The 25593-nt window shown below is 72.2% G+C and carries 22 protein-coding genes and 1 pseudogene; 13 read left to right on the plus strand and 10 right to left on the minus strand.

The window, feature by feature from the left end:
- Nucleotides 1-140: 140 nt before the first annotated feature.
- Nucleotides 141-1034 carry a L,D-transpeptidase family protein gene (locus ACIBCU_RS08645; protein WP_399230179.1) on the minus strand — a complete coding sequence of 298 codons (894 nt, stop codon included), beginning with the start codon at nucleotides 1032-1034 and terminating at the stop codon, nucleotides 141-143.
- A gap of 253 nt (nucleotides 1035-1287) precedes the next feature.
- Here ACIBCU_RS08645 and ACIBCU_RS08650 point away from each other — a divergent pair, with 253 nt between their 5' ends.
- The 3 genes from ACIBCU_RS08650 to leuE are packed head-to-tail and all read left to right on the plus strand — an operon-like array spanning nucleotide 1288 to nucleotide 4109.
- Nucleotides 1288-2868, plus strand: coding sequence for a methylmalonyl-CoA mutase (locus tag ACIBCU_RS08650; protein WP_399230181.1), 1581 nt, complete (start codon nucleotides 1288-1290; stop codon nucleotides 2866-2868).
- 60 nt (nucleotides 2869-2928) lie between these two features.
- Complete coding sequence (locus tag ACIBCU_RS08655) at nucleotides 2929-3390, plus strand: Uma2 family endonuclease (protein WP_399230183.1); 462 nt, start codon at nucleotides 2929-2931, stop codon at nucleotides 3388-3390.
- 59 nt (nucleotides 3391-3449) lie between these two features.
- Entirely contained in the window at nucleotides 3450-4109 is a 660-nt protein-coding gene (gene leuE, locus ACIBCU_RS08660; protein ID WP_362935478.1) for a leucine efflux protein LeuE, read from the plus strand.
- Nucleotides 4110-4121: 12 nt separating this feature from the next.
- Here the strand turns inward: leuE and ACIBCU_RS08665 are convergent, their stop codons facing one another.
- On the minus strand, nucleotides 4122-4580 hold the full coding sequence (locus ACIBCU_RS08665; protein ID WP_362935481.1) for a MarR family winged helix-turn-helix transcriptional regulator: 459 nt from the start codon (nucleotides 4578-4580) through the stop codon (nucleotides 4122-4124).
- 18 nt (nucleotides 4581-4598) lie between these two features.
- A pseudogene (locus tag ACIBCU_RS08670) lies at nucleotides 4599-4838 on the minus strand (pentachlorophenol monooxygenase); the annotation flags it as partial.
- 157 nt (nucleotides 4839-4995) lie between these two features.
- Here ACIBCU_RS08670 and ACIBCU_RS08675 point away from each other — a divergent pair.
- The 5 genes from ACIBCU_RS08675 to ACIBCU_RS08695 are packed head-to-tail and all read left to right on the plus strand — an operon-like array spanning nucleotide 4996 to nucleotide 12200.
- Nucleotides 4996-5961 carry a glycosyltransferase family 2 protein gene (locus ACIBCU_RS08675; protein ID WP_399230186.1) on the plus strand — a complete coding sequence of 322 codons (966 nt, stop codon included), beginning with the start codon at nucleotides 4996-4998 and terminating at the stop codon, nucleotides 5959-5961.
- Between the two features lie 3 nt (nucleotides 5962-5964).
- Nucleotides 5965-7311 (plus strand): polysialyltransferase family glycosyltransferase, encoded by a 1347-nt coding sequence (locus tag ACIBCU_RS08680; RefSeq protein ID WP_399230188.1) that lies wholly within the window; start codon nucleotides 5965-5967, stop codon nucleotides 7309-7311.
- 58 nt (nucleotides 7312-7369) lie between these two features.
- Complete coding sequence (locus ACIBCU_RS08685) at nucleotides 7370-8659, plus strand: hypothetical protein (RefSeq protein ID WP_399230190.1); 1290 nt, start codon at nucleotides 7370-7372, stop codon at nucleotides 8657-8659.
- Nucleotides 8656-11049, plus strand: a complete 2394-nt coding sequence (locus ACIBCU_RS08690; protein ID WP_399230192.1) for a polysaccharide pyruvyl transferase family protein — start codon at nucleotides 8656-8658, stop codon at nucleotides 11047-11049. The genes ACIBCU_RS08685 and ACIBCU_RS08690 overlap by 4 nt, the downstream gene beginning before the upstream one ends.
- A 56-nt stretch (nucleotides 11050-11105) precedes the next feature.
- Complete coding sequence (locus ACIBCU_RS08695) at nucleotides 11106-12200, plus strand: acyltransferase (protein ID WP_399230194.1); 1095 nt, start codon at nucleotides 11106-11108, stop codon at nucleotides 12198-12200.
- Here the strand turns inward: ACIBCU_RS08695 and ACIBCU_RS08700 are convergent, their stop codons facing one another.
- Both ACIBCU_RS08700 and ACIBCU_RS08705 read right to left on the minus strand, forming a co-directional pair.
- The gene (locus ACIBCU_RS08700; protein WP_399230196.1) at nucleotides 12201-13535 is read right to left on the minus strand and encodes a polysialyltransferase family glycosyltransferase; all 1335 of its coding nucleotides are present in this window, start codon (nucleotides 13533-13535) and stop codon (nucleotides 12201-12203) included.
- Nucleotides 13532-14515, minus strand: a complete 984-nt coding sequence (locus ACIBCU_RS08705; RefSeq protein WP_362935502.1) for a glycosyltransferase family 2 protein — start codon at nucleotides 14513-14515, stop codon at nucleotides 13532-13534. The genes ACIBCU_RS08700 and ACIBCU_RS08705 overlap by 4 nt, the downstream gene beginning before the upstream one ends.
- Before the next feature lie 208 nt (nucleotides 14516-14723).
- Here ACIBCU_RS08705 and ACIBCU_RS08710 point away from each other — a divergent pair, with 208 nt between their 5' ends.
- The 5 genes from ACIBCU_RS08710 to ACIBCU_RS08730 are packed head-to-tail and all read left to right on the plus strand — an operon-like array spanning nucleotide 14724 to nucleotide 20245.
- Nucleotides 14724-16109: a DUF6716 putative glycosyltransferase gene (locus ACIBCU_RS08710; RefSeq protein WP_399230198.1), complete on the plus strand. Its 1386-nt coding sequence runs from the start codon at nucleotides 14724-14726 to the stop codon at nucleotides 16107-16109.
- 20 nt (nucleotides 16110-16129) lie between these two features.
- Nucleotides 16130-17368 (plus strand): acylneuraminate cytidylyltransferase, encoded by a 1239-nt coding sequence (locus ACIBCU_RS08715; protein ID WP_362935508.1) that lies wholly within the window; start codon nucleotides 16130-16132, stop codon nucleotides 17366-17368.
- 29 nt (nucleotides 17369-17397) lie between these two features.
- Nucleotides 17398-18333 carry an N-acetylneuraminate synthase family protein gene (locus ACIBCU_RS08720; RefSeq protein WP_362935511.1) on the plus strand — a complete coding sequence of 312 codons (936 nt, stop codon included), beginning with the start codon at nucleotides 17398-17400 and terminating at the stop codon, nucleotides 18331-18333.
- Between the two features lie 11 nt (nucleotides 18334-18344).
- Entirely contained in the window at nucleotides 18345-19385 is a 1041-nt protein-coding gene (locus ACIBCU_RS08725) for a hypothetical protein (protein WP_399230201.1), read from the plus strand.
- Between the two features lie 59 nt (nucleotides 19386-19444).
- Nucleotides 19445-20245, plus strand: a complete 801-nt coding sequence (locus ACIBCU_RS08730; protein ID WP_362935517.1) for an inositol monophosphatase family protein — start codon at nucleotides 19445-19447, stop codon at nucleotides 20243-20245.
- Nucleotides 20246-20254: 9 nt separating this feature from the next.
- Here ACIBCU_RS08730 and ACIBCU_RS08735 read toward each other — a convergent pair whose 3' ends face one another.
- From ACIBCU_RS08735 to ACIBCU_RS08755, 5 genes are all read right to left on the minus strand, one after another.
- Nucleotides 20255-21367 carry an ABC transporter substrate-binding protein gene (locus tag ACIBCU_RS08735; RefSeq protein ID WP_399230203.1) on the minus strand — a complete coding sequence of 371 codons (1113 nt, stop codon included), beginning with the start codon at nucleotides 21365-21367 and terminating at the stop codon, nucleotides 20255-20257.
- Between the two features lie 34 nt (nucleotides 21368-21401).
- Nucleotides 21402-23126, minus strand: coding sequence for a serine/threonine-protein kinase (locus ACIBCU_RS08740; protein WP_399230205.1), 1725 nt, complete (start codon nucleotides 23124-23126; stop codon nucleotides 21402-21404).
- 127 nt (nucleotides 23127-23253) lie between these two features.
- Nucleotides 23254-24072: an SGNH/GDSL hydrolase family protein gene (locus tag ACIBCU_RS08745; protein ID WP_399230207.1), complete on the minus strand. Its 819-nt coding sequence runs from the start codon at nucleotides 24070-24072 to the stop codon at nucleotides 23254-23256.
- Nucleotides 24059-24628: a PadR family transcriptional regulator gene (locus ACIBCU_RS08750; protein ID WP_362935529.1), complete on the minus strand. Its 570-nt coding sequence runs from the start codon at nucleotides 24626-24628 to the stop codon at nucleotides 24059-24061. Before ACIBCU_RS08750 ends, ACIBCU_RS08745 begins: the two co-directional genes overlap by 14 nt.
- Before the next feature lie 100 nt (nucleotides 24629-24728).
- Nucleotides 24729-25409 carry a macro domain-containing protein gene (locus ACIBCU_RS08755; RefSeq protein WP_399230210.1) on the minus strand — a complete coding sequence of 227 codons (681 nt, stop codon included), beginning with the start codon at nucleotides 25407-25409 and terminating at the stop codon, nucleotides 24729-24731.
- Nucleotides 25410-25593 lie beyond the last annotated feature (184 nt).

A 25593-nucleotide genomic window follows, 5' to 3' on the forward strand; every position in this document is an offset into this window, starting at 1 on the left:
GGTCATCGGCCGCGCAACGAGCCGGGGTTCCCCCCGTACCTTCGGCTCAGCGCATCCGGCGCGGGCGGGACACGTTCCCCCGGTCCCGCCCGCGCCCCCAATTCGGTTGAACCGTCTACCACTGATTCGGGTCGGACGGACTACCGGTGGACGACGACCTTGTCGCCGTTCCGCACCTGGGCGAAGAGCGACGCGATCTTCCCTTCGTCCCGTACGTTCACGCAGCCGTGCGAGGCGCCGTCGTAACCGCGCGCCGCGAAGTCGGACGAGTAGTGCACCGCCTGGCCGCCGCTGAAGAACATCGCGTACGGCATGGGGGAGTCGTAGAGCGTCGACACGTGGTGGCGGGACTTCCAGTACACCGAGAAGGTGCCTTCACGGGTGGGTGTGTACTGCGAGCCGAACCGCACGTCCATCGTCGAGACGATCCTGCCGTCGATGATCCAGGACAGCGTGCGGCTGTTCTTGCTGATGCACAGGACTCGGCCCTTCATGCAGCGGGCGTCGGGCTTCGCGGCCGCCGGCGTGGCCGGCGGGTCGAGCTCCTTCGCCGTCGGCCGGCGCGTCATCGCCAGCAGCCGCTCCCAGGTCACCGTGTCGGTCCGCCCCGTGCGGGCCAGGCCCCGCTTGCCCTGGAAGGACTGCACGGACGCGACGGTCGCGGTGCCGTAGTACCCGGTGGGGCTGCGGTCGAAGTGGCCGATCTGACGCAGCCGGGCCTGGAGCTCCCGTACGCGCTTGCTCCGGTCGCCGACGGACATCAGGGTGCTGGGCTGTGGAGAGGGGCGCGCGCTCGGTGTCCGGGAGGGAGTGGCCGAGGGGCTCGCCTGGTCGCCGCCCGGCTTGGCGTCGTCCGGTGAGGGCGAGGACGAGGGGGGTGAGGACGTCTCCGCCGGGAGAGCGGTGGGCTCCGCCGCTCCCACCGTCTCGACCTTGCAGCCCGCCGTCAGCGTGACCAGTGCGAGTACGCCCACGGCGGCCGCGCCCGCGGCGCGCACCCCGCGCGTGAATCTGTCCGTCCGTGTGCGTCTCATCGTCGGCCCCCTGGTTTTCGCCCGTCACCGCCCGGTCGCGCGTGACCCTTCGCGCGGCACGGATATCTCATGAGACGGATTCCCGTCCTGCCCGGTTGCCGAATCCTGTCCATGATGGGAGACATGCGTCCAGGCTTTCCCGGTATGGCTGTGAGCAAGGTCCCAGCGGAGGGCTCCCGAGGGCCGCCGCGCCGGGGGCTAAAGTCCGTCGCGAGGTTGTTACCGATAAGTAGCTTGAGCGGGAGGCACAGCAATGACGCGTGAGTCCGAGTCGGGACTGCCCATCGAGCCGGTCTACGGGCCGGAGGCGCTCGACGGCTGGCGGGCCGAGGAGAAGCTCGGCGAGCCGGGCGCCTTCCCCTTCACGCGTGGGGTGTATCCGTCGATGTACACGGGACGGCCGTGGACGATGCGGCAGTACGCGGGATTCGGCACCGCCACCGAGTCCAACGCCCGCTACAAGCAGCTCATCGCCAACGGCACGACCGGACTCTCCGTCGCGTTCGACCTGCCCACCCAGATGGGGCACGACTCGGACGCCCCCATCGCCTCAGGTGAGGTCGGCAAGGTCGGCGTGGCGATCGACTCGCTCGACGACATGCGCGTCCTGTTCGGCGGGATCCCGCTGGACGAGGTCTCCACCTCGATGACCATCAACGCCCCGGCCGCGCTCCTCCTCCTGCTCTACCAACTGGTCGCGGAGGAGCAGGGCGTCCCGGCGGACCGGCTGACGGGCACCATCCAGAACGACGTGCTCAAGGAGTACATCGCCCGGGGCACGTACATCTTCCCGCCGAAGCCCTCGCTGCGGCTGATCGCCGACATCTTCAAGTACTGCCGGGCCGAGATCCCGAGGTGGAACACGATCTCCATCTCCGGCTACCACATGGCGGAGGCCGGCGCCTCGCCCGCGCAGGAGATCGCCTTCACCCTCGCGGACGGCATCGAGTACGTCCGCACCGCCGTCTCGGCCGGCATGGACGTGGACGACTTCGCGCCGCGGCTCTCCTTCTTCTTCGTCGCCCGTACGACGATCCTCGAGGAGGTCGCCAAATTCCGTGCCGCGCGCCGGATCTGGGCGAAGGTGATGCGGGAGGAGTTCGGCGCGGAGAACCCCAAGTCCCTGATGCTGCGCTTCCACACCCAGACCGCAGGGGTCCAGCTCACCGCCCAGCAGCCCGAGGTCAACCTGGTCCGGGTCGCCGTGCAGGGTCTGGGCGCGGTCCTGGGCGGCACGCAGTCGCTGCACACCAACTCGTTCGACGAGGCCATCGCCCTGCCGACGGACAAGTCGGCCCGCCTCGCGCTGCGCACCCAGCAGGTCCTGGCGTACGAGACGGACGTGACGGCGACGGTGGACCCCTTCGCCGGGTCGTACGTCGTCGAGAAGATGACCGACGACGTCGAGGCGGCGGCGCTGGAACTGATGCTCAAGGTCGAGGACATGGGCGGCGCGGTCGACGCCATCGAACGCGGCTTCCAGAAGGGTGAGATCGAGCGCAGCGCCTACCGCATCGCCCAGGAGACGGACAGCGGTGAACGCGTCGTCGTCGGCGTCAACCGCTTCCGCCTCGACGAGGAGGAGCCGTACGAGCCGCTCCGCGTCGACCCGGCGATCGAGGCCCAGCAGGCGGCCCGCCTGGCGAAGCTCCGCGCCGAGCGCGACCAGGGGGCGGTGGACGCGGCGCTGGCGGAGCTGAAGAAGGCGGCCGAGGGGACGGACAACGTGCTCTACCCGATGAAGGACGCGCTCAGGGCACGGGCCACGGTGGGCGAGGTCTGCGACGCGCTGCGGGAGGTCTGGGGGGCGTACGTCCCGACGGACGCGTTCTGAGGGGCTGAGCCACCCTCGCGGGTGATCTCCCGCCGAATGACCCCGCCCGTGGACAGGCTCGTGAACAGTGGTCTCCGAAAGGCCTGGCTCAGCGAGGAATTCGGTGCGAGAGCGCGCGGGGTCGGGTTGAGGCTGGTCCAGGCGGTTGGGCTCTGGCTGCCCACCGGGCCGGACGATTACGCGATTCCTGACCTCGCGGTCGTCGAGTCCGACTTCCGCGACGCGCATGTCATGAGGAACTGCTACGCCCCGCACGTCTTCCGCATGGTCCTGGAGGTCACCTCGACCAACTGGGCGGACGATCTCGGCCCCAAGGTCGAGGGCTACGCCCAGGCCGGCATCCCGGTCTATGTGGTGGCCGACCGCAAGCACGACCAGGTGCTGGTCTGCACCGACCCGCGCGGCGGCGAGTACAGGAACCGGACGCCCCACAAGCGGGGCATGTCGTTCACCGTGCCGGACGTGGTCGGGGTGGAGATGGAGCTCTCCGTGGACCGTCTGCTGGACGGCGACGAGGACTGACCGGCCGCATTCCGGACGGCCCGGACAGGGTGTCGTACCCGCGTGCGACACTCCGTTTCATGCTGGGTGTCACCGATCTTCCGACCTATCTCGCCGGCCTTGTGCTGATCATTCTGCTGCCGGGGCCGAATTCGCTGTACGTGCTCTCCGTCGCCGCCAGGCGCGGGGTGCGCACCGGTTATGTGGCCGCCGCCGGGGTGTGGACCGGGGACACGATCCTGATGACGCTGTCCGCGCTGGGCGCCGCCTCGCTGCTGCAGACGACACCCCTGCTCTTCGCGGTCGTCAAGTTCGCCGGCGCGGGTTATCTGACCTGGATGGCGATCGGGATGATGCGGACGGCCATGTCGATGTGGCGCGAGCGGCACCAGCACATGACCGAGCTGGCGGTGGAGGACGAGGCACCCGCGAAGGACGCTGAGCATCCCTACCGGCGGGCGCTCGTGGTCAGCCTGTTGAATCCCAAGCTGATCCTCTTCCTCATCTCCTTCTTCGTGCAGTTCGTCGATCCGGGTTACGCCTATCCGGGGCTTTCCTTCCTGCTGCTGGGGACGCTGCTGCAGATCGGCAGCTTCCTCTACCTCACGGCTCTCATATTCGGCGGCACCCGCCTGGCCGCCGCCTTCCGCCGCCGGAAGCGGCTGTCGGCGGGGGCCACTTCGGCGGCGGGTGTGCTGTTCCTCGGGTTCGCGGCGAAGCTGTCGTTCAGCAGCGTGTGAGCTCGGCGTGGGTCAGTGGTGCCAGGCCTTCCCGCCCACGTTGTGGATCATGCGCTGGAGGACCTTGAGCGCGGCGACGAACTCCTCGTCGGGGATGCCGGCGTGAATCTCCGCGAGCGCCCTGCCGACCCGTTCTGCCGCCTTGTCGCGCAGCACGTGTCCTTCGGCGGTCAGCCGCAGGCGGGTGGTGGGGTCCTCGGTGACGAGACCCTGGGCGATGAGGGCGTCGATCTCGGGCTCCAGGGAGTCGCCGACGTTCAGATAGCCGCGGAGCATCGCGACTACCTCGGCGCGCGGGCGGCCGCGTTCGTCCGCTTCGGTGAGCTGGTTGAGGACCCACCAGGGGGGTTGGGTCAGGCCGTGTTCGGCCAGTGCGGCCCGGATGTGGGTCACGGTCGCGTCGTGGGCCGCCCAGCTCCAGTAGCCGATGGGCTGCCGTGCCAGTCCTGCGTCGTCATGTGAGTAGTCCATGTCCTGGACCGTAGGACCTCAAGCAAAGTTGAGGTCAAGGCCCAGCGGTCCGGCGTACTCCGCGAGCCCCGTGGTGTCCTCGCCCGCCCAGCCGATGTAGCCGTCGGGCCGGATCAGGAACAGGCCCTTGCCGTAGGCGTCGCATGCCTCCGTGCGGACGGTCCGCAGCAGCTCGCCGTCGTGGGCGGGCGGTGCGGCGTCTGTGGAGACCGCGAGCAGGGTGAAGTGCGGGCCCTGGAAGACGTCGAAGAGCCGCCTGCCCTCCCCGGCGGGCCCGAAAGGCCCTCGCGCTGCCGGCCCCGGTGGGGGTCACTTCGACGACGCCCAGAGTTCACCGTTCGTCGGGCCGTGCGACACCCGCCCCTTCATCCGCGTCACTAGCGTGTGCGGACCATGATCGAAGGTGAGGGCCCGCGTGCCGAAGCTGTCCGTTGTCGTTCCGTTCCACAATGTCGGCGCCTACGCCGACACGACGCTGGGCAGTCTTGCCCGTAACGCGGGCCCGGACATCGAGTTCCTGCTGGTCGACGACTGCTCCACGGACGAGACGCCGGCCGTCGTCGACCGCTGGGCCGACAGACTCCCGCACGCCGAGGTCATCCGGCACGAGACGAACGTGGGCATCGCGGCGGCCCGCAACAGCGGCATCGACGCGGCCCGGGGCGACTTCGTCACCTTCCTCGACGGCGACGACTGGTACGCCCCCGGCCACCTGGGCCGGCTGCTGCACGCCGCCGCCGAGCTGGACTGCGACTTCGCCCGCACCGACCACGTCCAGGCCACCGGGACCAGCCGCGTCGTGAAGCGCGCGCCCGCCCGGCTCCGTGACACGGTGCTGGACCCACGCGAGGGCATCGCGGCTCCCGAGTGGGAGACCATGGTCGACTACCCCTTCGTATGGGCGGGCGTCTACCACCGGCGGCTCTTCGAGGACGGCGGCCACCGCTTCACCACCCGGCTGCGCACCGCGGAGGACCGGCTGTGGATCTGGCAGCTGCACCTGCGGGCCCGCACCTACGCCGCGCTCAACCTGTACGGCATCTTCTACCGGCGCGGCGTGACCACGTCCCTGACGCAGATCAAGGACTCCCGCCAGCTGGACTTCTTCCCCGCCTACGACACGCTGATCGACGAGATCCTCGAGGACCCGGACGCGGAGATCCTCCTTCCCAAGGCGGTCCGCACCTACTGCGCGATGATCGCCTTCCACAACGAGAAGGCGGACGCCTACGAACCCGCGACGTTCCGGCGTCTGCGCCACGAGTCGGCAGCCGCGCTGCACCGCATGCCGCAGCAGGTGCTCGACCACACCCTGACGATGATGGACACCAGGCGCAGCACCCTGCTCAACCGCCTGCGTGACAAGCAGAAGGCCGCCTGACCCATGCCCACGCGCACCCAGATCTTCCAGGTGTCGACCCTGTACGGGGCGGCCACACTCGCGGCGGCCCTCGACGCCGGCCAGTTCGGGCCCGGGCAGGACAGCCACCGCGTCCTGCTCGTGACCAACAACGCGGCGATCCCCGAGACCGCCCTCCGGCTGGAGGAGATGCGGGGCTACGGGGACATCGCCGCCCGCTTCGACTCCGTCGTCGACTGGAACGAAGCCATCAGCCCGCACCACCCGAGCGGCTGGGGCCCGCGCGCCGAGGAGACCGAGCTCTGGCAGCGCGCCTTCCGCCTCGCCTGGGGCATCGCCCCCGAGGCCCCCGTCGACCTCGCCGTCGAGTCCATCCAGGTCAACCCGGCCCGTGCGCTGGCCGCGATCTTCTCCGAGAGCGCCGTGCACGTCTACGCGGACGGGCTGATGAGCTACGGCCCCACCCGCAACAAGGTCCCGCGGTCCATCGCCTGCCGGATCCAGCGGGTGCTCCACCTGGATCTCGTCCCGGGACTGCGTCCGCTCCTCCTCGCCGAGTCCGGCGTCGAGCCCGAGCTCGTCCCTAACGACGCCTTCCGCAAGGTCCTCGGCGAGATCGCCGGGGCGGCGGACGGTGACCGCCGGCTCGCGGAGGCCGAGGCCGAGGCGCCCACGGCCGTGCTCCTCGGCCAGTACCTCGCGGCGCTGAACATCCTCACGGCCGAGGAGGAGGAGGACCTGCACCTGCGCATGCTGCGCGGCGCGGCGCGGGCCGGCCACACCTCCGTCCTCTTCAAGCCCCACCCCACCGCACCGGCCCGCTACTCCAGGGCCCTGGACGACGCGGCCGCCGCACTGGGGATACGGCTGACCACCCTGGACAGCCCTCTGCTCGCCGAGACCCTCTACGAGCGGTGCGCGCCCACGCTCGTCGTCGGCTGCTTCTCGACCGCGATGTTCACCGCCGCCGCGTACTACGGCATCCCCGTCGCCCGGGTCGGCACGCGTCTCGTCCTGGACCGCATCACCCCGTACGAGAACAGCAACCGCATCCCGCTGACGATCGTCGACCACCTCGTGCCCGACCTGGACGAGCAGGCCGGCGAGCCGGTGCCCGAGCTCCCCTCCACGGCACCGGAAACCCTCGCACCCCTGGTCAGGACGGTCGGCTACTGCATGCAGTCCGGTCTCCACCCCACGCTGCGCGCCGAGGCCGAGGCCTGGCTGCGGGACCACCTCGGCACGGGCACGCAGCACTACTTCAAACGGCGCCGCCTGCAGAAGCTCACCCTGCCCGGCGGCGGACCGCGAGGAGCGGCGGTCCGGCTGCGCCGCACCGTGCGGCGCACCCGCACCAGCCTGGGCCTCTGACCCCGGAACCGGGGCGCGCGCCCCGGCCGGCCACTGATGACAGAACGGCGGAACGAGCATGGGCCAGACCTTCACGGGGCTGCTCAAGGCAGTGCGGGCGAGAACCGGGCAGGGCTCCACGGCGCGGCCGGCCCCCACGGCCGCACTGCGCCTGTGCGGCGACTACCTCGCGGGCCTCACCGCGGGCGGTCCCACGGGCGACGCCCCGCAGACCCGGCTCCTCGCCGCCATCGGCGGCCTCACCACGGCCTGCGGAACCGACGGGGACGACCTCTTCGACGCCCTGCTCCGCACCGGGCAGCGCGCCCTGGAGGCCGGCGGGGAGACGGAGACACATCTCGCCCTGGACATCGCCGTCGAGGCCACCGCGCTGCGCGCCAGGTCCAAGGGCGCGTGGCGGCTGCGTGGAAGCGCGCTGGACGCGCTGGGCCGCCGGGACGAGGCGGAGCAGGCGTACGGAGAACACCTGGCGCTTCAGCAGAACCCGGCGGCGGCCGAGGACATCGCGCGCCGTATCGCCACGCTCCAGGATCTCCGCGCCTGTCTGGACGAGGCCGCCGGGCTGCTCCCCGGCGAGGACGGCGCCGCCCTGCGGGCGCTGCACAACGCCCCCGCCGGACAGGCGCGTACGGTCTTCGCCGGGATCGTGCGCCGTCACACCGCCGAGCGCGGCGGCACGGCCGACCCGGTCGTCCGCCGCCTCACCGCGCGGTACGCCGCCTACCGCCGGCTCCTGGACCGGGACCGGATGGCCGACCCCCTGCTCGGCGGCGTGGAGCCGGCCGGAGCCGGCGCCCTGCGCCGCACGGTCGCAGGCCGTTCCGTCTGCCTGGTCGCCGGCGCGGCCCGGGTCGCCGACGAGGAACGCGACCCCGGCAGCCCGCTCGCCGAGCTGATCGGCGGATACGACCTGGTGGTGCGCTGCGACACCCTTCCGGCCGCCGCCCCGCGCACCGACCTGCACGCGGTCACGCTGCGGGGCGACACCCCGTGGACGGGCCCCGCCTGGGACCGCCCGGCGGGCACCCGGCTGGTCTTCGGCGACCCGCTGTCGCAGTGGCGCCGCTCGCTGCGCGCCCGCCTGGTCGCCGGCGCGCAGGAGCAGGTCGGCGACGCCTCGCTGCGGCGTCCCCTGGACGATCCGGCGCTGCTCGGCGAGGACGACTGGGGGACCCGGACCACCACCGCGTTCACCGTGCTCAGGCTCCTGGACTTCCTGGACGCGGCCGACCGCCTGGACCTCATCGGCTTCGGGCTGCCGGGGCAGCTGCTGCCGCGCGAGCGGGAGTGGGTCGCCGCCCGGGCGGCACACCAGGACGAGACCGAGATGAGGACCCAGCTGCGATGAACAGCCCCGCCGAGCCCACCGACGACAGACGGCCCGGGCCCGCAGCCCCCGAGGGACGGACGCAGCCCGACGCCGACGCCCAGGGACGGACGCAGCCCGCCGACGCCGACGACCGGAGCGCCGTCACCGGGAAGCGGAGGATCGCCTTCGCCGCCTACGCCGACGAGGACCGGATGCCCGGCCTCCTCGTGCTGCTGCGCAGCCTCGCGCTGGCGGACCCGGCGGTCTGCGAGGACTTCCTCCTCCTGCACCCCGGGCTGCCCGACTCCGCGCTCGACGCCGCGCGCCGGCTGCACCCGCGCCTCGTCCCGCGTATCGCGGAGAGCCGCCTCGACGTCTTCCGGGCGACCGGCTACGACACCGTCATCGCGCTCGGCCCCGACATGGTCGTCCTCGGCTCCCTCCGGCCGCTGCTGGCCCTCCGCACAGGAGTGGCAGCCGTGCCGCAGCCCGCACCCGGCGGCCGCCGGACGGTGCGGGACGACGGGCTGCTGGTCATCCAGCGCCAGGACGTGACGGACGACGTGCTCGACGTCCTCGCCGAAGGCGGCGAGGACGCGGTCGGCCGCGCGCTGACGGAGGCGGGGATCCTCGAACCGCTCGGCTCCCCCTACGACTTCCCGGCCGACCGGCTGTACGACGGCATCCCCGTACCCGGGAGCACCGTCGTCCTGCACCTCGGCGAGGACCCCGCTCCCGGCACCCCGGCGTACGAGGCGCGCGAACGCTTCGAGCTGGACGACGCGGCATTCCGCGCCGCCTGCTGCGCCCTCCCGGGCCCCACCCACCCCGAACTGCTTCTGCACTGCGCCCTGCCGTTCCCCGAGGAGGGGCGTGCGCCGGTGGACCTGGTCCGCCGGGTCGCGGAGGTGCACCGACAGCAGGGCCGCTACGACGAGGCCGTCGCCCTGCTGACCGCCGCCGTGGCGGACCGGCCCGACCTGCCGCGCTGCCAGGAGACGCTGGGCATCAGCCTGATGGCCCTGTCCCGCTACGAGGAGGCCGAGGCCCATCTCCTCCTGGCCACCGTGTCACCGGACTTCGCCGCCCGCGCCTACGGCCAGCTGGCCCGGCTCGCCTGGCTGCTGGGCCGGACCGAGGACGCGGCGGCGTACGCACGGGAGGGCCTCGACGCGGACCCCACCGACGGCAACTGCCACGCCTGGTACGTCCGTACGCGCTCCGCCGGGGCTCCCGCGCAGGGTCCCGCGGACGAACAGCTCGCCCATGTCGCCCTGTTCGCCGACGGTCAGGAGAACGCGGGCGACAAGGTGCTCCCCGAAGCGGTGCGCATGTGCTTCGGGCCCGACACCGGGCCCGCCCGCTGGCACGAGCGGTCCGTGCACCGGCTGGTCGACGAGCCCGCACTGGAGGAGCTGAACGCCCGGCGCGGCGTCGTCGTCGGCGGTGGCGGGCTCTTCCTCCCGGACACCGCGCCCAACGGCAACAGCGGCTGGCAGTGGAACATCCCCGATGACGTCCTGGCCCGGATCACCGCGCCGCTCGCCGTCTTCGCGGTCGGCTACAACGTCTTCGACGGCCAGCGCTACCGCAGGGAGCGCTTCGCGGAGAGCCTGCGCGCCCTGGTCGGGAAGTCGGCCTTCTTCGGACTGCGGAACCACGGATCGGTGGACCGGGTCAGGGAACTCCTGCCCGAGGAGCTACGGGACCGGGTCCGCTACCAGCCGTGTCCCACGACCGTCGCCCGCCACCTCGACCCCGGCCTGGACGACGGCGTGAGCCGGGACGACACCGTGCTGGTCAACTGCGCCTACGACCGCGCCGGCCTGCGTTTCGGCCACGACTACGGCCACTTCCTGGCCGAGTCGGCCGCCGCCGTACGCGCCATCGGCGAGCGCGCCGAGGTCCGTTACGCGGCCCATATGCCGGCCGACGAGAAGTTCGTCCACGACCTGCGCCGGGAACACGGCATCGCCCTCCCGGTGGAGCCGCTGTACCTGTTCTCCAACGACCGCATCCGCGAGCTCTACCGGCGTACGCGGCTGGTCATCGGCATGCGCGGGCACGCGGGAATGATCCCCTTCGGCTGCGGCACGCCGATCATCAGCCTGGTCTCGCACCCCAAGCTCGCCTACTTCCTCGCCGACATCGACCGCCCCGACTGGGGTGTGTCCGTCCACGACCGCTCGCTGGGCGCCCGCCTCGCCGAGCGTGCGGCGGCCGTGCTCGACGACCACGGGGCAGCCGTGGCCGACGTACACGGCCGGCAGGAGCACCTGTGGGCGGTCACCCGCGCCAACCTCGCCGAGCTCCGGGACGTCTTCGGCCTGCCGGACCCCTTCTCCGGGCGCCCCGTCCCGCACCTCCCCGGCCCCAGGGCCGCCGAGCCGGCACGGAGCCTTCACCTGCCGGACACCCGGACGAAGTGACTGTTCACCTGACCGGAGTTCACCCGGGACCCGCCCGTTCATAGCCTTCGTTGACCATGTCTTCCTCTGTCTCCCCGGCCGGCCCGCCTGCCCCCGCGCAGTCCCCGGAGCCCGCCCCCGCACCCCGCCCGCGCCGCGAACACCGGTACGACATCGATCTGATCCGACTGCTCTGCTCCGTCGGCGTGATCCTCTGCCACACGGGCTCCGCCTTCGTGAGCACGCCGGGCCGGGACGCCGCCAACGGCCCCGGCACCTACTGGGCGGGTCTGGCGGCGGACTCGGCGGGCCGCTTCGCCGTCCCGCTGTTCTTCGCGATCGCCGGATGGGTCGTCCTCGTCGGCGCCCCCGTCCGGGACGGCCGGCAGCTGTGGCAGCGCATCGTGCGGATCGTGGTGCCTCTCGCCGTGTGGACGGTGCTCTACGTGGCATGGGGCCGGCTGCGCGGCACCAACGACGCCCCGGCCGGCGAGCTGGCGTTCGACGCGCTGTTCGCCTCGGTGCGTCCGGCGTACCACCTCTGGTACCTGTACGCCTACATCCCCGTGATCCTGCTCCTGGCCTTCGCCGCCCTGGTGAAGTCCGGCAAGCGTCCCTGGGGCCTCGGCGCCGCCCTTCTCGTGCTGGGCGCCGCCCCGACCCTCTTCGGCGACCTGGGGAAGGTCATGGATCTGGAACTGCCGCGCTTCGGCTGGAGCTTCGGCCCGTACCAGTTGATCTACGCGGTCCTCGGCGCCCTGGTCCTCGCACTGCCCGCCGAGACGTTCGGCAGGCGGAGCCTGTGGTGGCTGCTGCCGGCGGGGGCGTTCCTGGCCGCGGTCATCGCGTACCAGCACGAGGTGCACTACGCGATCCCGTACGCGAGCATCCTGGTGGCCCTGTTCAGCGCGGGTGTGCTGGTCGCGCTGCACCGGCTGCGCGTCCCGGAGCGCCTGCGCCCGGCGCTGACCCGGCTGGCGGGTGCCTCGTTCGGCGCGTACATGATCCACGTGCTGGTGCTGGGTGTCCTCACCGACGTACTCGTCGACGCCGACCTGTCGCTGCCGGTGGCGGCGGCCCTGGTCGTCACGGTGACCGCCGCCACGACGGCCCTCTCCTTCGGCGCGGCCCTGCTGTGGACCCGGCTCGGGCTGACGCGGCTGCTGGGCTGATCAGCGGCGCGCGCGCCGCTTCAGGGCCCGTGCGCGCCGCGCGAGCCGGCGCAGTGTGGCGTTCCGGCGGACGAAGGCGAGGCGGGCGGGGACGACGCCGGGGAGAGCCAGCGACCCCAGACGGCGGCGCTTGAAGTAGCGCCAGGTCCGGGTGTTCAGACGGGTGGAGAGATAGCGCTCGGCGGCCGGGCGGAGGTCCGGACGGACGCGTGGCTGCATGGCGAAGGCGACGGCCGGCAGCAGGCCGTCGAGTGCCTCGGCCACCGTGGCCTCCGTCAGCGGCGACCGGTCCGCCACGGCGGCGGGGTCGGCCAGGTCGGGCAGCAGGGCGTCGACGATCGTGACCGGGATCCTCGCCGGGTTCTCGTACGGGGTGAGGCGCTCCAGGAGGGTGCCGGTCCCGGTCCTCGCCACCGGCAGGCCGTAGTACGCGGCCGCAGTGAACAGCGCCGTCGAGAACGTGCCGACGACGAGCGCGGGGCGCAGCCTCTCGTAGAGGACCTCGGCCGGGAGGGCGGAGTCCGGGACGGTCAGCTCGACACCGAGGCGTACGGCCTCCGCCCGCAGGGACGCCATGGAGGGCGCGGGGCCGCTGGGGTGGGGCTGGAGGACGAGGTGGGTGTGGCCGAGGGCGGCCGTGCCGCGGATCATCCGCAGGTGGAGCTCCGTCTCCTCGGCGGCGGGGAGCGCCCCGGCCCCGGAGAGAAGCAGCACCGCGGCTCCCTGCGGGGCCCCGGACTCCGGTGCGGCCTCCGCGAGTTCGGCGAAGACCTTGAGCAGGGCCGGAACGGGCAACGGGCGGGGTACGGCGTCGAACTCGCCCAGCAGCAGCGGTGTCAGGCCCGGGAGCAGGTCCGGGTGGAGCAGCTGCCGGACGCGGGTGCCGATCAGCGGCGGGATCTTGCCCCCGGTCGGGCCGTAACCGGTCAGCCCGTCCGCGTACACGGTCACCGGCCCGCCGGTGAAGATCTGGGCGACGGCCTGGGAGGGGGAGGCGTGCGGGGACTCCAGGGCCAGCTCGACCTCCTCGTCCCCGAGGTCCCACGCGCGCCGCAGGTGGCGCTCCCACAGGGGTACGTCGTCGGGCCTGGGGGCCCAGGCGCCCGGGTGCAGCGGGAAGACGGCGTCGTTCCAGGAGAGCACCTCGTCGAAGCGGGTACGCAGCCGTCCGAACCCGGGTGTCGCGTCGACCGGGGGTGTCGCCTCGGGGATCGCCGTGTCGTCGCTCAGCAGGAGGATGCGGCGTCCGGAGCTCTCGAAGCAGCCCGAGTCGAGTGCCGCGGCGAGCACGGCCGTGCAGTGGAAGCTGGAGGCGACGAAGATCTGGACGGTCACGCGGCGGTCGCTCCCTCGGTGATGGCGGACCGGCGGCGCAGCTTGCGCAGCACGGTCGCCCTTTCGGTGTCCATCGAGTCCAGGACGTCGTCGAGCACGCGCCGGGGCATGTTTCCGAGTGCCGCCGAGGCGAGTGATCTGAGCGTGCGGGCCACGGACGGTTCGAATTTCTCCATGGATCCGACGTGATGCGAAATAACGGCGCAGTAGGTCCGCACGGCTTTCGGCATCAGGATGTCGGCGTCGCGGTCCTTCGCGGTATCGGCCACCACCTGGTCGTATGCCCGAATGAAATCGAGCTGGCGTTCATCCCCGATCTGGGTGAGGGATGAAGCGACTCCCCGCCGGTAGAAATGGCCCAGCGTTCCCAGGACCGCGAAGGATTCCGCCTCCCGGTGCAGCCGCCAGATCCACGGCCGGTCCTCGGCGGTGCGCAGCCCGTCGGTGAAATGCAGCAGCCCCCGGTCCAGCAGGCCGCGGTGGTAGAGCCCCGCCCAGGCGAAGGCGTAATCGACCGAGGTCGTCCGGTCGGCCGGCAGGATCGCGTCCCGGGGGTCGCTCACCACTCCCCGCAGGCCGTGGGGGACACGGCGCACCGTGCGGGACGTGCCGGTGACCTGGACGTGGTCCGTGCGCACGAACGCGCAGCCCAGGGCCTCGGTCCGGGCGAGCAGACGGTCGTAGTGGCCGGGCGCGAGCCAGTCGTCGCCGTCCAGGAAGGCGATGTACTCGCCGCGGGCGGCGTCCAGACCGGTGTTGCGGGCGGTGGCCAGACCGGCGTTGCGCTCATGCCTGTGCACGACCACCCCCTCGATCTCGTCCTGGGCCCGGCGCAACAGATCCGGCGTCCCGTCGGTCGAGCAGTCGTCGACGAGGATGAACTCGAAATCCTCACGGGTATTGGCCCGCAGACTTCTGAGCGTGTCGGGTGCGTATGCCTGGACGTTGTAGAACGGCACGATGACGGAGAGCTTGACCACCCGCATCACGCTAGGGGTGGCCCCGGCATTCGCCTTGACTCCCGCCCGTACGGAAAGTGAACGGAACGCATCGGGAAAGTGAACCGGCCTGCCTGCGGGGCCGATTCGGCCCCTCGAAGGACCGAATCCCCAATCGTCGACCGGCTGTTAACCATTTGTTGCCATCACGTTGGGCCGCGGATCGAAATGGCTTCCTAACTTTTACGACGTGCCCCCCCGTACCGATGACGCGGCCGCTCCGGCCGCCACACCAGCAGCCGGCCGTACGGCCCTCCGCATCGCCGTGCTCGCCGACTCCGACACCCGGTGGAAGTGGGGCGCGCTCACCGCGCGCCGCCTCTCCAACGCCCCGGGGCCCGGAGCGGCGGAGCGACCCGTGGAGATCAGCGGACTGCTGCTGCGTGGGCGTGCCACCCCGACGCCCCGCCAGCTCGCCGAGGTGGGCGAGGTCGGCGTCGACGCCGACCGGGTGCGCGAGGTGACAGCGGTCGAGTTCCTGCACACGGTGCGGGACGAGGCGTACGACGTCGTCGTCCTCGCCCTCGTGGGCGGCGCGGTCCAGGCGATGCTGCACGGCCTGGCGGCATTGGACCTGCCCCGCAGGCCCGTCGTCGTCACCGGCTACGTCGGGGTCGTCTACGAGAAGCTCGCCGACGGACTGCTGCTGCGCCACGGCGCGGACGTCGTCCTCGCCAACTCCCGCCACGACGGGGAGCGGTTCCGCGCGGTGTACGAAGGGGTCGGCGCCGACGCGTCGTCCGTCACGGAGGCCGCCCTGCCGTTCCTCGGCGGGGAGCCGCACCGGGCGCAGGAGGGCCGCGACACCGTCGTGTTCGCCGCCCAGCCGTCCGTGCCGGCCTCCCGCGCCGACCGCACCTACCTGCTGCGCCGGCTCGTCGAGCACGCCCGGCTGCACCCCGCCCGCGAGGTGCTGCTGAAGCTGCGCTCCAAGCCCGGCGAGCACACCACGCACATCGAGGAGCTGCCCTACCAGCGGCTCGCCGAGCGGATCCCCGGCGGCCTCCCGCCGAACTTCCGCCTCGTGTACGGGCACATGGGCGAGGTCCTGGACCGCACCGACCTGCTGGTCACCGTGTCCTCGACCGCCGCACTGGAGTCCCTGCACCGGCGGATCCCGACCGCGATCCTCTCCGACCTCGGCGTACGCGAGGCCCTGGGCAACCACCACTTCATCGGATCGGGACTGATCACGTCCTGGGACCACCTCGACGGCGGCCTCCGCCCCGAGCCCGACGAGGAGTGGCTCTCCGGCCAGGGCGTCGCCGCCGACGGCACCTACGGGACGGCCTACGACACCGCCCGCGCCCGGGTGGCGGCGCTGCTCGCCGCCGGGCCGCTTCCCCGCCTCGCCCCCTACTACACGCCCGCCACCGCGCCCGGATACCTCCCCGGCATCCTCGCCCGCTACCACCTGGGCCCCGACGGCCACCCGCTTCCGGGCGCCGTCACGCCCAAGGAGACGGGCCGGGTCCGGGGCGCGGTACGCGAAACCGTACGCAACGCGGCGCGCGGAGCCTACCGCCACGGCGTCCAGCGGGTCGCCCCCGTGATCCGGCGGATGGGCGAGCTGTGACCACCGATTCAGGAGCATCCATGACCCCGCCCCCCACCGTGCTCGCCGTGATCCCCGCCCGCGGCGGATCCAAGGGCGTGCCCGCGAAGAACCTCGCCCGTGTCGGCGGCGTACCGCTCGTCGCCCGCGCAGTCCGCGCCTGCCTCGCCTCGCCCGAGGTCACGGACGTCGTCGTCACCACCGACGACCCGGCCATCGCAGCGGCGGCCGTCGCCGCCGCGGAGGCCCTGGGGGAGGGCTCCCGGCTGCGCTGTGTGCAGCGACCCGCCGCGATCGCGGGTGACACCGCCACCAGCGAGGACGCGGTCCTGCACGCCCTGCACAGCTACGAGACGACGACGCACGGCCGGAAGGCCGACGTGGTGCTCCTGGTCCAGTGCACGAGCCCCTTCATCACCCGCGAGGACATCGACGGTGTCGCCACCGCGGTGGCCCGCGACGGCGCAGACACCGCAGTCACCGTGGCGCCCTTCCACGGCTTCGTGTGGCGCGACGGCAGCGCGGTCGAGGAGGACACCTACGGCGTCAACCACGACAAGGCCGTACGCCCCCGTCGTCAGGACCGGCCCCAGGACTACCTGGAGACCGGCGCCGCGTACGCCATGGACGTCGAGGGCTTCCGCGCCCACCGCCACCGCTTCTTCGGCCGCACGGCGCTCGTGCCGACCGACCCGGCCCGGGTCCTGGAGATCGACGACCCGCACGATCTGGCCCGCGCCCGCGCCCTCGCACCGCTCCTGGACCCCTCGCCCTTCCCCACCCGGGCGGACATCGACGCCGTCGTCCTCGACTTCGACGGCACGCAGACCGACGACCGCGTCCTCATCGACTCCGACGGCCGCGAGATCGTCTCGGTGCACCGCGGCGACGGTCTCGGCGTCGCCGCCCTGCGCCGGGCCGGCGTACCGCTCCTGATCCTGTCCACGGAACAGAACCCGGTCGTCGCCGCCCGCGCCCGCAAACTCCAGGTCCCCGTCCTGCACGGCATCGACCGCAAGGACCTGGCACTCAAGCAGTGGTGCGAGGAGCAGTCCATCGCTCCCGACCGCGTGCTCTACGTCGGCAACGACGTCAACGACCTGGCCTGCTTCGGCCTGGCGGGCTGGCCCGTCGCCGTCGCGAGCGCCCACGACTCGGTACGCGCCGCCGCGCGCGCCGTGACCACCAACCCCGGCGGCTCCGGCGCCATCCGCGAGATCGCGGCCTGGCTCCTGGGCCCCACCCTCTCCACGGAAACCACCCCCACCCCCACCAGGTAACGTCCCCACCACGTAAGGAAGCACCACCAATGAGCAACACCTCCCGTCTGCGCACGTTCGGCTCCCGCACCGCCGGACCCGGCCGCCCCGTCTACATCACCGGCGAGATCGGCATCAACCACAACGGTGACCTCGACAACGCCATCGCGCTGATCGACGTGGCCGCCGAAGCCGGCTGCGACGCGGTCAAGTTCCAGAAGCGCACCCCGGAGATCTGCACCCCGCGCGACCAGTGGGACATCGAGCGCGACACCCCCTGGGGCCGGATGACGTACATCGACTACCGCCACCGCGTCGAGTTCGGCGAGGCCGAGTACACCGCCATCGCCGAGCACTGCGCCGAGCGCGGCATCGACTGGTTCGCCTCCCCGTGGGACACCGAGGCCGTCGCCTTCCTGGAGAAGTTCGACGTCCCCGCGCACAAGGTCGCCTCCGCCTCGCTCACCGACGACGAGCTGCTCCGCGCCCTGCGCGCCACCGGCCGCACCGTCATCCTCTCCACCGGCATGTCGACGCCGAAGCAGATCCGTCACGCGGTCGAGGTCCTCGGCAGCGACAACATCCTGCTCTGCCACGCCACCTCGACGTACCCGGCGAAGGCCGAGGAGCTCAACCTGCGGGTCATCAACACCCTTCAGCAGGAGTACCCGAACGTCCCGATCGGCTACAGCGGCCACGAGACCGGCCTGCAGACCACCCTCGCCGCCGTCGCGCTGGGCGCCACCTTCGTCGAGCGCCACATCACCCTGGACCGCGCCATGTGGGGCTCCGACCAGGCCGCCTCCGTCGAGCCCCAGGGCCTCACGCGTCTCGTCCGCGACATCCGCACCATCGAGGCGTCGCTCGGCGACGGAGTCAAGAAGGTGTACGAGTCCGAGCTCGGCCCGATGAAGAAGCTCCGCCGGGTCGCGGGCGTCGTCGCCGAGGGCGAGAACGCGCCGGCCGCCGAGCCGGTCGCGGTCTGACGGGCCGACCGGTGAACCTCGCCTTCGTCGAGAGCCCGGTCCAGCTCCTGAACGTCCTGGAGTGGACCCACACCCGGGGAGGAACCGACACCACGGTCGTCGTCCTCCCCCCGGTCGACCCGATGTCGCGCGGACAGCTGCGCAGGATGGCGGAGCTGGCCCGCGACGAGGGCATCACCGTCCGCTGGCAGGAGGCGCGCGGGGAGACCGGCGCGCCTCTGAAGGCCCTGCGGGCGCTGACCGGCCTGATCCGCAAGGCCGACCGCATCGTCATCGGGGACCCCTTCTCCCGGTACGTGCAACTGCTCCTCACCCTGGTCCGGGCCCGCCGGATCACGGTCGTCGACGACGGCACGGCCACCATGGAGTTCGTCGCCCAGCTTGCGCGCGGCGAACGCCTGGTGCGCTGGCACCGCCGGGGGAGCGGAGGGCCGCGCGAGCTGCTCCTGGCCCCGGTCACCACCGCGGCCCGCCGCAGCTTCACCCCGTCGGCCTCCCGCACCGTCGAGGTGTTCACCGCGATGCCGGTGGACGCCCCCGACGGCATCGAGGTCACGGCGAACACCTTCGCCTGGACCCGGGAGCGCTTCGGCCCGCCCCTCATCACCAAGGGCGCCGACCTGGTCGGCACCTCCCTCGTGGAGACCGGCGTGGTCGACCCCGTCCCGTACGAGGAGGCGGTCACCTCGCTGGCCCGTGCCCACGGCGCGACCCGCTACTTCGCCCACCGCCGCGAATCCGCGGACAAGCTCCACGCCCTGGAGGCCGCCACCGGCCTGGAGATAGTCCGCCCCGATCTGCCGCTGGAACTCATCGCCCGCAGAGGCCCGATCGGCCACACGGTGCTGAGCTTCCCCTCGACCGTGGTCCACACCCTCCCGCTGGCCCTCACCGGCACGGGCGTGAAGGTCGCGGTGTGCGACATAGCGCCGGAGTGGCTCCGCGACACGGCGTCCCCGCGCGCCCAGGGCTTCCTGAGCGGAGTCACGGAGACGGCCAAGGACGTGCAGCGGCTCGCCCCTTGGCGGGCCACCGCGGTGGCGAAGGGCTGAGGGGGCCGGGCTGCCGGTTCCGCGTACGACGGTGAGAGCCGCGCCGTACCCTCCACCCCATGACCGATCCGACCGCGGGTTCTGACGATGTCGATGTGGCGATCGCCGCGGCGCTGGCCGGCGCCGAGGCCGTACGCGCCAGGTACGGACAGCGGCTCTCCCGCATCGACAAGGGCGCCGGGGACTTCGCCACCGACGCCGATGTGGCAGCAGAGAAGGCGATCCTCGCGGTCATCCGGGCCGGGCGCCCCGAGGACGCGATGCTCGGCGAGGAGGGTGGGCGGCAGGGCGCGGCCGGTGCGGCGCGCCAGTGGCTGGTGGACCCTCTGTGCGGCACGCTCAACTACGCCGTGGGCAACATGCTGGTCGCCGTCAACGTGGCTCTGCGCGACGGCCCGGCCGCAGTGGCGGATCCGTTCAGCGGCGAGGTCTTCCACACCGACGGCACGACCACCCGGGTCCGGCAGGACGGAACCGACACGGAGACCGTGCCGACGGCCGCCACCCAGCTGGTGGACGTGAACCTGGACCCGCCCTTTCCGAGCGCCCCCGACTTCCGGGCGACGGCCCTGCTCGCACACCCCGGTTTCGCCGAACGGTTCCGGCCGCGGGTCGTGTCCACGACCCTGGCGCTGGCCTGGGTCGCGGCCGGCAAGCGCGCAGCGTACGTCACCGATGGCGGCGACCTGACCGGGAGCGTGCACTTCGCCGCCGGCATCGCCCTCTGCCGGGCCGCCGGCTGCGTCCTCACCGGAGTCGACGGCGGCCCGATCGGACAGGCGGGCAGCCGTGGGCTCCTGGCGGCCGCGGACGCCGACACCCACGGACGGCTGCTGTCGATGATCCGGGACCGCGGCTGAGGGAGCCTCTCAGCCTGAGTGAAGGACCCGGAAGCGGCCTGGCTCCGCCGGATCGCGATCGACGACCTGGACCGGCGCCCACACCCATTGCCACACGTCGATGCCCGGTGTGCGGGAGAACCGGATCGTCCCGCGGGTGCCCTCGACCGCGACGCGCGACCAGGACCCGGCCGTGTGCGCGCGGTCCTTCGCGCCATGCGAACGCAGCACCTCGGCGAGGACGTTGACCGTGTCGTAGCCCTCGAAGGCGACGAAGGAGGGGGCTCCGCCGAGCCGTTCGCCGAGCGCAGCTTCCACGCGTGTGCCGAGTGGGCCGAGGTGCTCGGGCAGGTAGCGCAGGAACGGGACCGCGGCGCCGTCCTCGCCCAGCAACTCCGCCCATCCGGCGAGCTCCGGTTGCCCGGCCGGAGCGCCGATCAGTGTCCCGGCGAGACGCTCGTCGCGGCGGACGGCCCTGACGATCGGCACTGCCGGCTCCGGGTGACCGGCCAGAAGGAGAAGGGCGGTCGCCCGGCTCTCGACGAGTTCGTCGCACAAGGCCGCGGGGGGAAGCTCGCGCGGGTCGAGCTCGACGACGGTGCCGCCGTGTGCCGCGAGGTGGTCCCGCAGGATGCGGGTCCCGGCCGCCCAGTAGACACTCGGCTCGGCCGCTACGGCGATGCGGCTGTGACCCGCGCCGAGGAGGAAGTCCGCGCAGATCCCCCAGCCACGGGACTGCGGCGGGGAGAGGCGCGCGACCCATTGCGTCGGCCGGTCGGTGAGCGTGTCGAGGACCGCTGACGAGCAGAGGAACGGCAGTCCGAGGGCGTCGGCCCTGATGGCGGCGGTGCGGGCGACGACGCTGTGATACTCCCCCGCCAAGGCGGCCACGCCCAGGTCCGCCAGTTCGTCCACGGCCGCCGCGGCCCGCTGCGGATCGGCCGCGGTGTCGCGGACCACGAGTTCCAGTGGCTGCCCGAGGACACCGCCGGCGGCGTTGGCTTCGCTCACGGCCAGTTCGAGTCCGGCGAGCAGGTGCCGGCCTGCCTCGGTCCAGCCGGGCCGGGTCAGCGGAACGAGAGCACCGATCCGGACGGGCGGCCCGTCAACTCGCTTCGGGGTAACGGGCGATGGCGCCCTCATATGGTGACCTGTCTCTTGTGGGGATGAAGAAGCCCTAACGGTCGGCGTTCCGCCAGACGGTCAGGTCTCCTCTGAGGAAGGCGATGTCCGGCAGGGCGGTCGACTTCGTCTGGATCACGTACAGCCCGATGTTGCCCTCGTCGTCCTTCATACAGATTTCGGTACCGGCCGCCGCTGCGGCCAGCGTCCAGCTGTGCTTCGCGGCGCTCCCGAGCATGAGACGGCACTCGTCGAGCGTCGTGCCATGACCTCCGAAGATCTGCATGAACACGGTGCTGTCGCTCGTCAGTTCACAGCCGGTCTGCTCGCAACCGAAGCGGACGTCGCCCTTGCGGCCCTTCAGCTCCGGTTCGGAGCTCTTGAGACTCAGCGAGTTCTTCGCGTCCAGCCACACCCCGGGGAACCCCTCCGGCCGCGGATCCTGGGATGAGCCCGACGGGAACACGGCGTCGTCGGACGCGTCGTCACCGGCCCCGACCGCAGACGAATCCGAGGCATCCGACGGATCCGAGGCATTGGACGGATCCGAGGAGGAGCCCGATGACGAGCCCGGTGCGGATGCCGAGGAGCGTGCGGCCGGTCCCCTCGCGGACACCGTGGGGCCGGCCGTGTTCCCGTCGCCGATCCGGTCCATCGCGTCCATGACCGACCAGGCCAGTGCCACCACAGCCAGCGCCCCAGCTACGACACAGGCGGTCGCGATCAGCGCTGTGCGGCGCCTGCGCGCCGTGCGTTGTTCCGGCGTCGGCGTCGGCCACGCGAACTGCGGCTGCGGGTAGGCCGGGCCGGACGTTGACACCGGTACCGGCGGCCGCTGCTCGGTCGGCGCGGGCACCGGCTCCTGCGGGTAGGCCGGGGTGGGCTCGGGTACCGGCGCCGGGACCACAGGTTCCGGCCCGGTGATCTCCCGCCACACGGCAGGTCCGCCGCCCGCGTCGGCCTTCGCCCCCAGCCGGTCCCGGCACCATTCCACGACCTCCTCCGGCGTGGCCCGCGCGGCCGGGTCGGCGGCCAGACACCGGATGAACAGCGGACGCAGCGACTGGGGCAGCAAGGACAGGTCGGGTTCGGAGTGCACGATCCGGTACAGCACGTTGACGGCCGGACCGTCGCCGTAGAGCGGCTTTCCGAGCAGCGCGAACGCCGCCGTCTGGGCGAGCGCGAAGACGTCGGTCGCCGCCGTGATCTCACCCCCGGAGGCCTGTTCCGGAGCCATGAAGGAGGGCGTGCCGATCGTGCCCCCGGTCGCCGTGTACGAGGTCCCGTCGGCGGCCAGCGCGATACCGAAGTCGATCACCCGTGGGCCGTCGCCGGCCAGCAGCACGTTCGACGGCTTCAGGTCGCGGTGCACGATGCCCTGAGCGTGGATGGCCTGCAGTGCCTCGGCCACCCCCGCCATCAGCCACAGCGCCGCGGGCACCGGCAGGGGGCCGCTCCGGGTCACCGCCTCCGTCAGCGACGGCCCCGGCACGTACAGCGTGGCCAGCCACGGCGGTACGCCGTCGGCGTCGGCGTCGATCAGCTCGGCGGTGTAAGCCCCCCGGACCCGTCGGGCTGCTTTGATCTCCCGGCCGAACCGACGCCGGAAGTCCGGATCGTCGGCGAGCTCCGGCCGCACGACCTTGATCGCCACCGGACGGCCGCCCTGGGTGTGCGACAGATACACCCGGCCCATGCCACCGGCCCCCAGCCGCGCGGCGAGCCGATAGCCCGCCACCACGGGCGGGTCGTCGGCCTGAAGTGGCTCGAATACTTCCATCGCATGGCTCATCGGCCCTGTACCCCCCACAGTGATGCGTTGGCCAACGGCAGCAGCCTATGCGGGGTGTTGACCATCCGGTCACGGGATCTCCCCGTGACCGGACACGGAGGAGGGGCTGCCGCCCCTACGCCGGCTGCTGTCGACCGGAGTCCGCGGGGGAACCGGGCGTGGCCGGCAGGGGCTGCAGCAGGGGGCGTTTCGCGGTACGGCCGTCGCCGGAGGACCGGCCGCGCAGACGGCGCCCGAGCCAGGGGCCGAGGAAGGCGGCGGCCCAACGCACTTCGGCACCCGCGGCTTGCCAACGCGAAGGAAGCCGCTGTTCCGGCAGGGGGCGGGTCCAGGCGTCGTCGCTTCCGGGCAGTTGGATGGCCTGGGCGACAGCGGCGGCGATCCGCTCGTGACCGAGGGGGCTGGTGTGGAGTCGGTCCGTACTCCACAGACGCGGATCGGCGGCGGCGGCGTGCAGGTCGATCTCGGCGACCGCGACCCCATGACGGGCGGCCGCGGCGCGGATGTGGGCGTTGAGGTCGAACACGCGGCCTCGGACCGGCCGGGCAAGGGGCGCGATCTTCCCCACGTCGGGGAAGGTCATCGTCACCACCCGGGCCCCGGCGGCCGTGAGCTCGGCGAACATCTCCTCCAGGTGCCCGGAGACCTCTGCGGCGTCGAACCGTGGCCGGAGCACGTCGTTGACCCCGGCGACGACGGTGGCCAGGTCGGGCCGCAGGGCCAGGGCGGGCCCCAGCTGCTCGGCGCGGACCTGGCCCGCGACACGGCCGCGCACGGCCAGGTTCGCGTACTGGAGACCGGGGTTGACGGCTGCGAGCTGCTCGGCGAGCGGGTCGGCCCAGCCGCGCAGCCCGACGGTGTCGTCCCCGTCGCCGACACCTTCGGTCTGACTGTCACCCAGGGCGACATAGCGCACGTATTCACCGCTCGGCACGGGTGGACTGCCTTTCCTTGAGGACGGATGCGATCCGCAGGCACCAGTTCCGGTGCTCCTGCTCGAAGGACAGGCCGCGCAGGCACGTCAGGTACGGTCCGATCCGCTCGCCGTGGCGGAGGAACTCCGCCTCCTCCACGTCACCGCGGAGCTGCCGCAGGAGCTTGTCGAGAAGCTCGATCTTGCCCTCGGCCGCGGAGGCCCGCTCCTCGAGCTGGCCGATCACCGACTCCGTGCCGACGCGGTCGGCGACCTGGACCTTGACGAGCAGATCGTCGCGGATGGACGAGGGCCTCGACGCGGCTGCGGCGAAGTCCTCCAGCTCGGCGCGACCGGCGTCGGTGACCTGGAACAGGCGTTTGTTGGGCCGGGTCTCCTGGACCACCTGCCGGCCCGCGATCAGCCCTTCCTTCTCCAGCTTGGTCAGCTCGGCGTACAGCTGCTGCGGCAGGGCGTGCCAGAAGTTCGCGACGCCGATGTCGAACGCCTTCGCCAGCTGGTATCCGCTGTACTCGCCGTCCAGCAGCGCCGCCAGCACCGCATGTCGCAGGGCCATGGAGGCACCCCCCTTCCCTCTCCCTCGCGCATCATACTCAAGAATATGACTAATCAAATTCTTGGGTACCAAGGAGAACGAGTGTGAGTGGCGCCTTCCGTCAGCGGCGCGCCGCGCCGCGCCTGGCGGGGTCGATGCGGACGCGCTCCGTGGCGGGCGCGGCCTCGATGTCGTCGAGTTGCGCGACGATCGTGCTGCGCAGGTCGTCGTAGTCCTCGAAGCGGTGGTCGTTGAACAAGGTGTAGCCCGTCCACATCAGGTTGGCGCACACCCGCGCCGGCACCCGGCCGGTACGGGCGCCCATGCCGACCAGTGCCACCGACTCGATGCTGCCCGGCGCCTTCTGGTTCTGCCGGTGGATCGCCTGGAAGGCGGCGGCGCAGGCCAGGGCCACGTTCAGAGTCTCGCTGACGTTCTGCGAGGACCCCTCCATCGTCGGCGTCGGTATGAGGAACTTCGGGTTGACCGCTCCGGACGGCACGCACACCGCGCTCCCCACGGGGAGGCTTCCGCCGAACCCGTCACGGATCGCACGCTGCACGCGCAACTGGATGCCCGCGCCGAGATGCCGCTTGACGGCGGCGTCGGTGCCACCGTCCATACGGCCCCGGGAGTTGGTCGGACTGACCCAGGCGTCGACCCGCTCGTCGAGGATCGATCCCTTGCGGATCTCGATCTCCGGGGTGTCGGCGAACGCGGCCCGCCACGCCTCGACGACATCGGTGCTGAGGTCGGTCAGAACCACCCGGACAGGGGGCGACTGCAAGCGGCTCGCGGTCATCGTTCGCTCCGATCAAAAGGCGGTCTCTCCACTGATCAGGACGCTACAGCGCCCCACTGACAACGCCTCCGCGAGCGGAAGTTGGGTCCACCGCCGCTGTCAGTGGCGAGGGATATGAATTGTCCTGTGCGGGGCCCCGGCCCGTCCGGTACCGGACCCGCCGACGACTTGCCCTGCCCTGCCC

It is taken from the genome of Streptomyces sp. NPDC051064 (genome assembly GCF_044455985.1).
Taxonomy (GTDB): domain Bacteria; phylum Actinomycetota; class Actinomycetes; order Streptomycetales; family Streptomycetaceae; genus Streptomyces.

Bases quoted from the DNA above. Each gene is read 5' to 3' on its own strand.
- ACIBCU_RS08690 (WP_399230192.1), top strand. From the start codon at position 8,656: ATGAACAGCCCCGCCGAGCCCACCGACGACAGACGGCCCGGGCCCGCA.
- ACIBCU_RS08755 (WP_399230210.1), bottom strand. From the start codon at position 25,409: ATGACCGCGAGCCGCTTGCAGTCGCCCCCTGTCCGGGTGGTTCTGACC.
- ACIBCU_RS08665 (WP_362935481.1), bottom strand. From the start codon at position 4,580: ATGGACTACTCACATGACGACGCAGGACTGGCACGGCAGCCCATCGGC.
- ACIBCU_RS08685 (WP_399230190.1), top strand. From the start codon at position 7,370: ATGGGCCAGACCTTCACGGGGCTGCTCAAGGCAGTGCGGGCGAGAACC.
- ACIBCU_RS08720 (WP_362935511.1), top strand. From the start codon at position 17,398: ATGAGCAACACCTCCCGTCTGCGCACGTTCGGCTCCCGCACCGCCGGA.
- ACIBCU_RS08645 (WP_399230179.1), bottom strand. From the start codon at position 1,034: ATGAGACGCACACGGACGGACAGATTCACGCGCGGGGTGCGCGCCGCG.
- ACIBCU_RS08695 (WP_399230194.1), top strand. From the start codon at position 11,106: ATGTCTTCCTCTGTCTCCCCGGCCGGCCCGCCTGCCCCCGCGCAGTCC.
- leuE (WP_362935478.1), top strand. From the start codon at position 3,450: ATGCTGGGTGTCACCGATCTTCCGACCTATCTCGCCGGCCTTGTGCTG.
- ACIBCU_RS08730 (WP_362935517.1), top strand. From the start codon at position 19,445: ATGACCGATCCGACCGCGGGTTCTGACGATGTCGATGTGGCGATCGCC.
- ACIBCU_RS08715 (WP_362935508.1), top strand. From the start codon at position 16,130: ATGACCCCGCCCCCCACCGTGCTCGCCGTGATCCCCGCCCGCGGCGGA.
- ACIBCU_RS08735 (WP_399230203.1), bottom strand. From the start codon at position 21,367: ATGAGGGCGCCATCGCCCGTTACCCCGAAGCGAGTTGACGGGCCGCCC.
- ACIBCU_RS08680 (WP_399230188.1), top strand. From the start codon at position 5,965: ATGCCCACGCGCACCCAGATCTTCCAGGTGTCGACCCTGTACGGGGCG.
- ACIBCU_RS08650 (WP_399230181.1), top strand. From the start codon at position 1,288: ATGACGCGTGAGTCCGAGTCGGGACTGCCCATCGAGCCGGTCTACGGG.
- ACIBCU_RS08740 (WP_399230205.1), bottom strand. From the start codon at position 23,126: ATGGAAGTATTCGAGCCACTTCAGGCCGACGACCCGCCCGTGGTGGCG.
- ACIBCU_RS08750 (WP_362935529.1), bottom strand. From the start codon at position 24,628: ATGGCCCTGCGACATGCGGTGCTGGCGGCGCTGCTGGACGGCGAGTAC.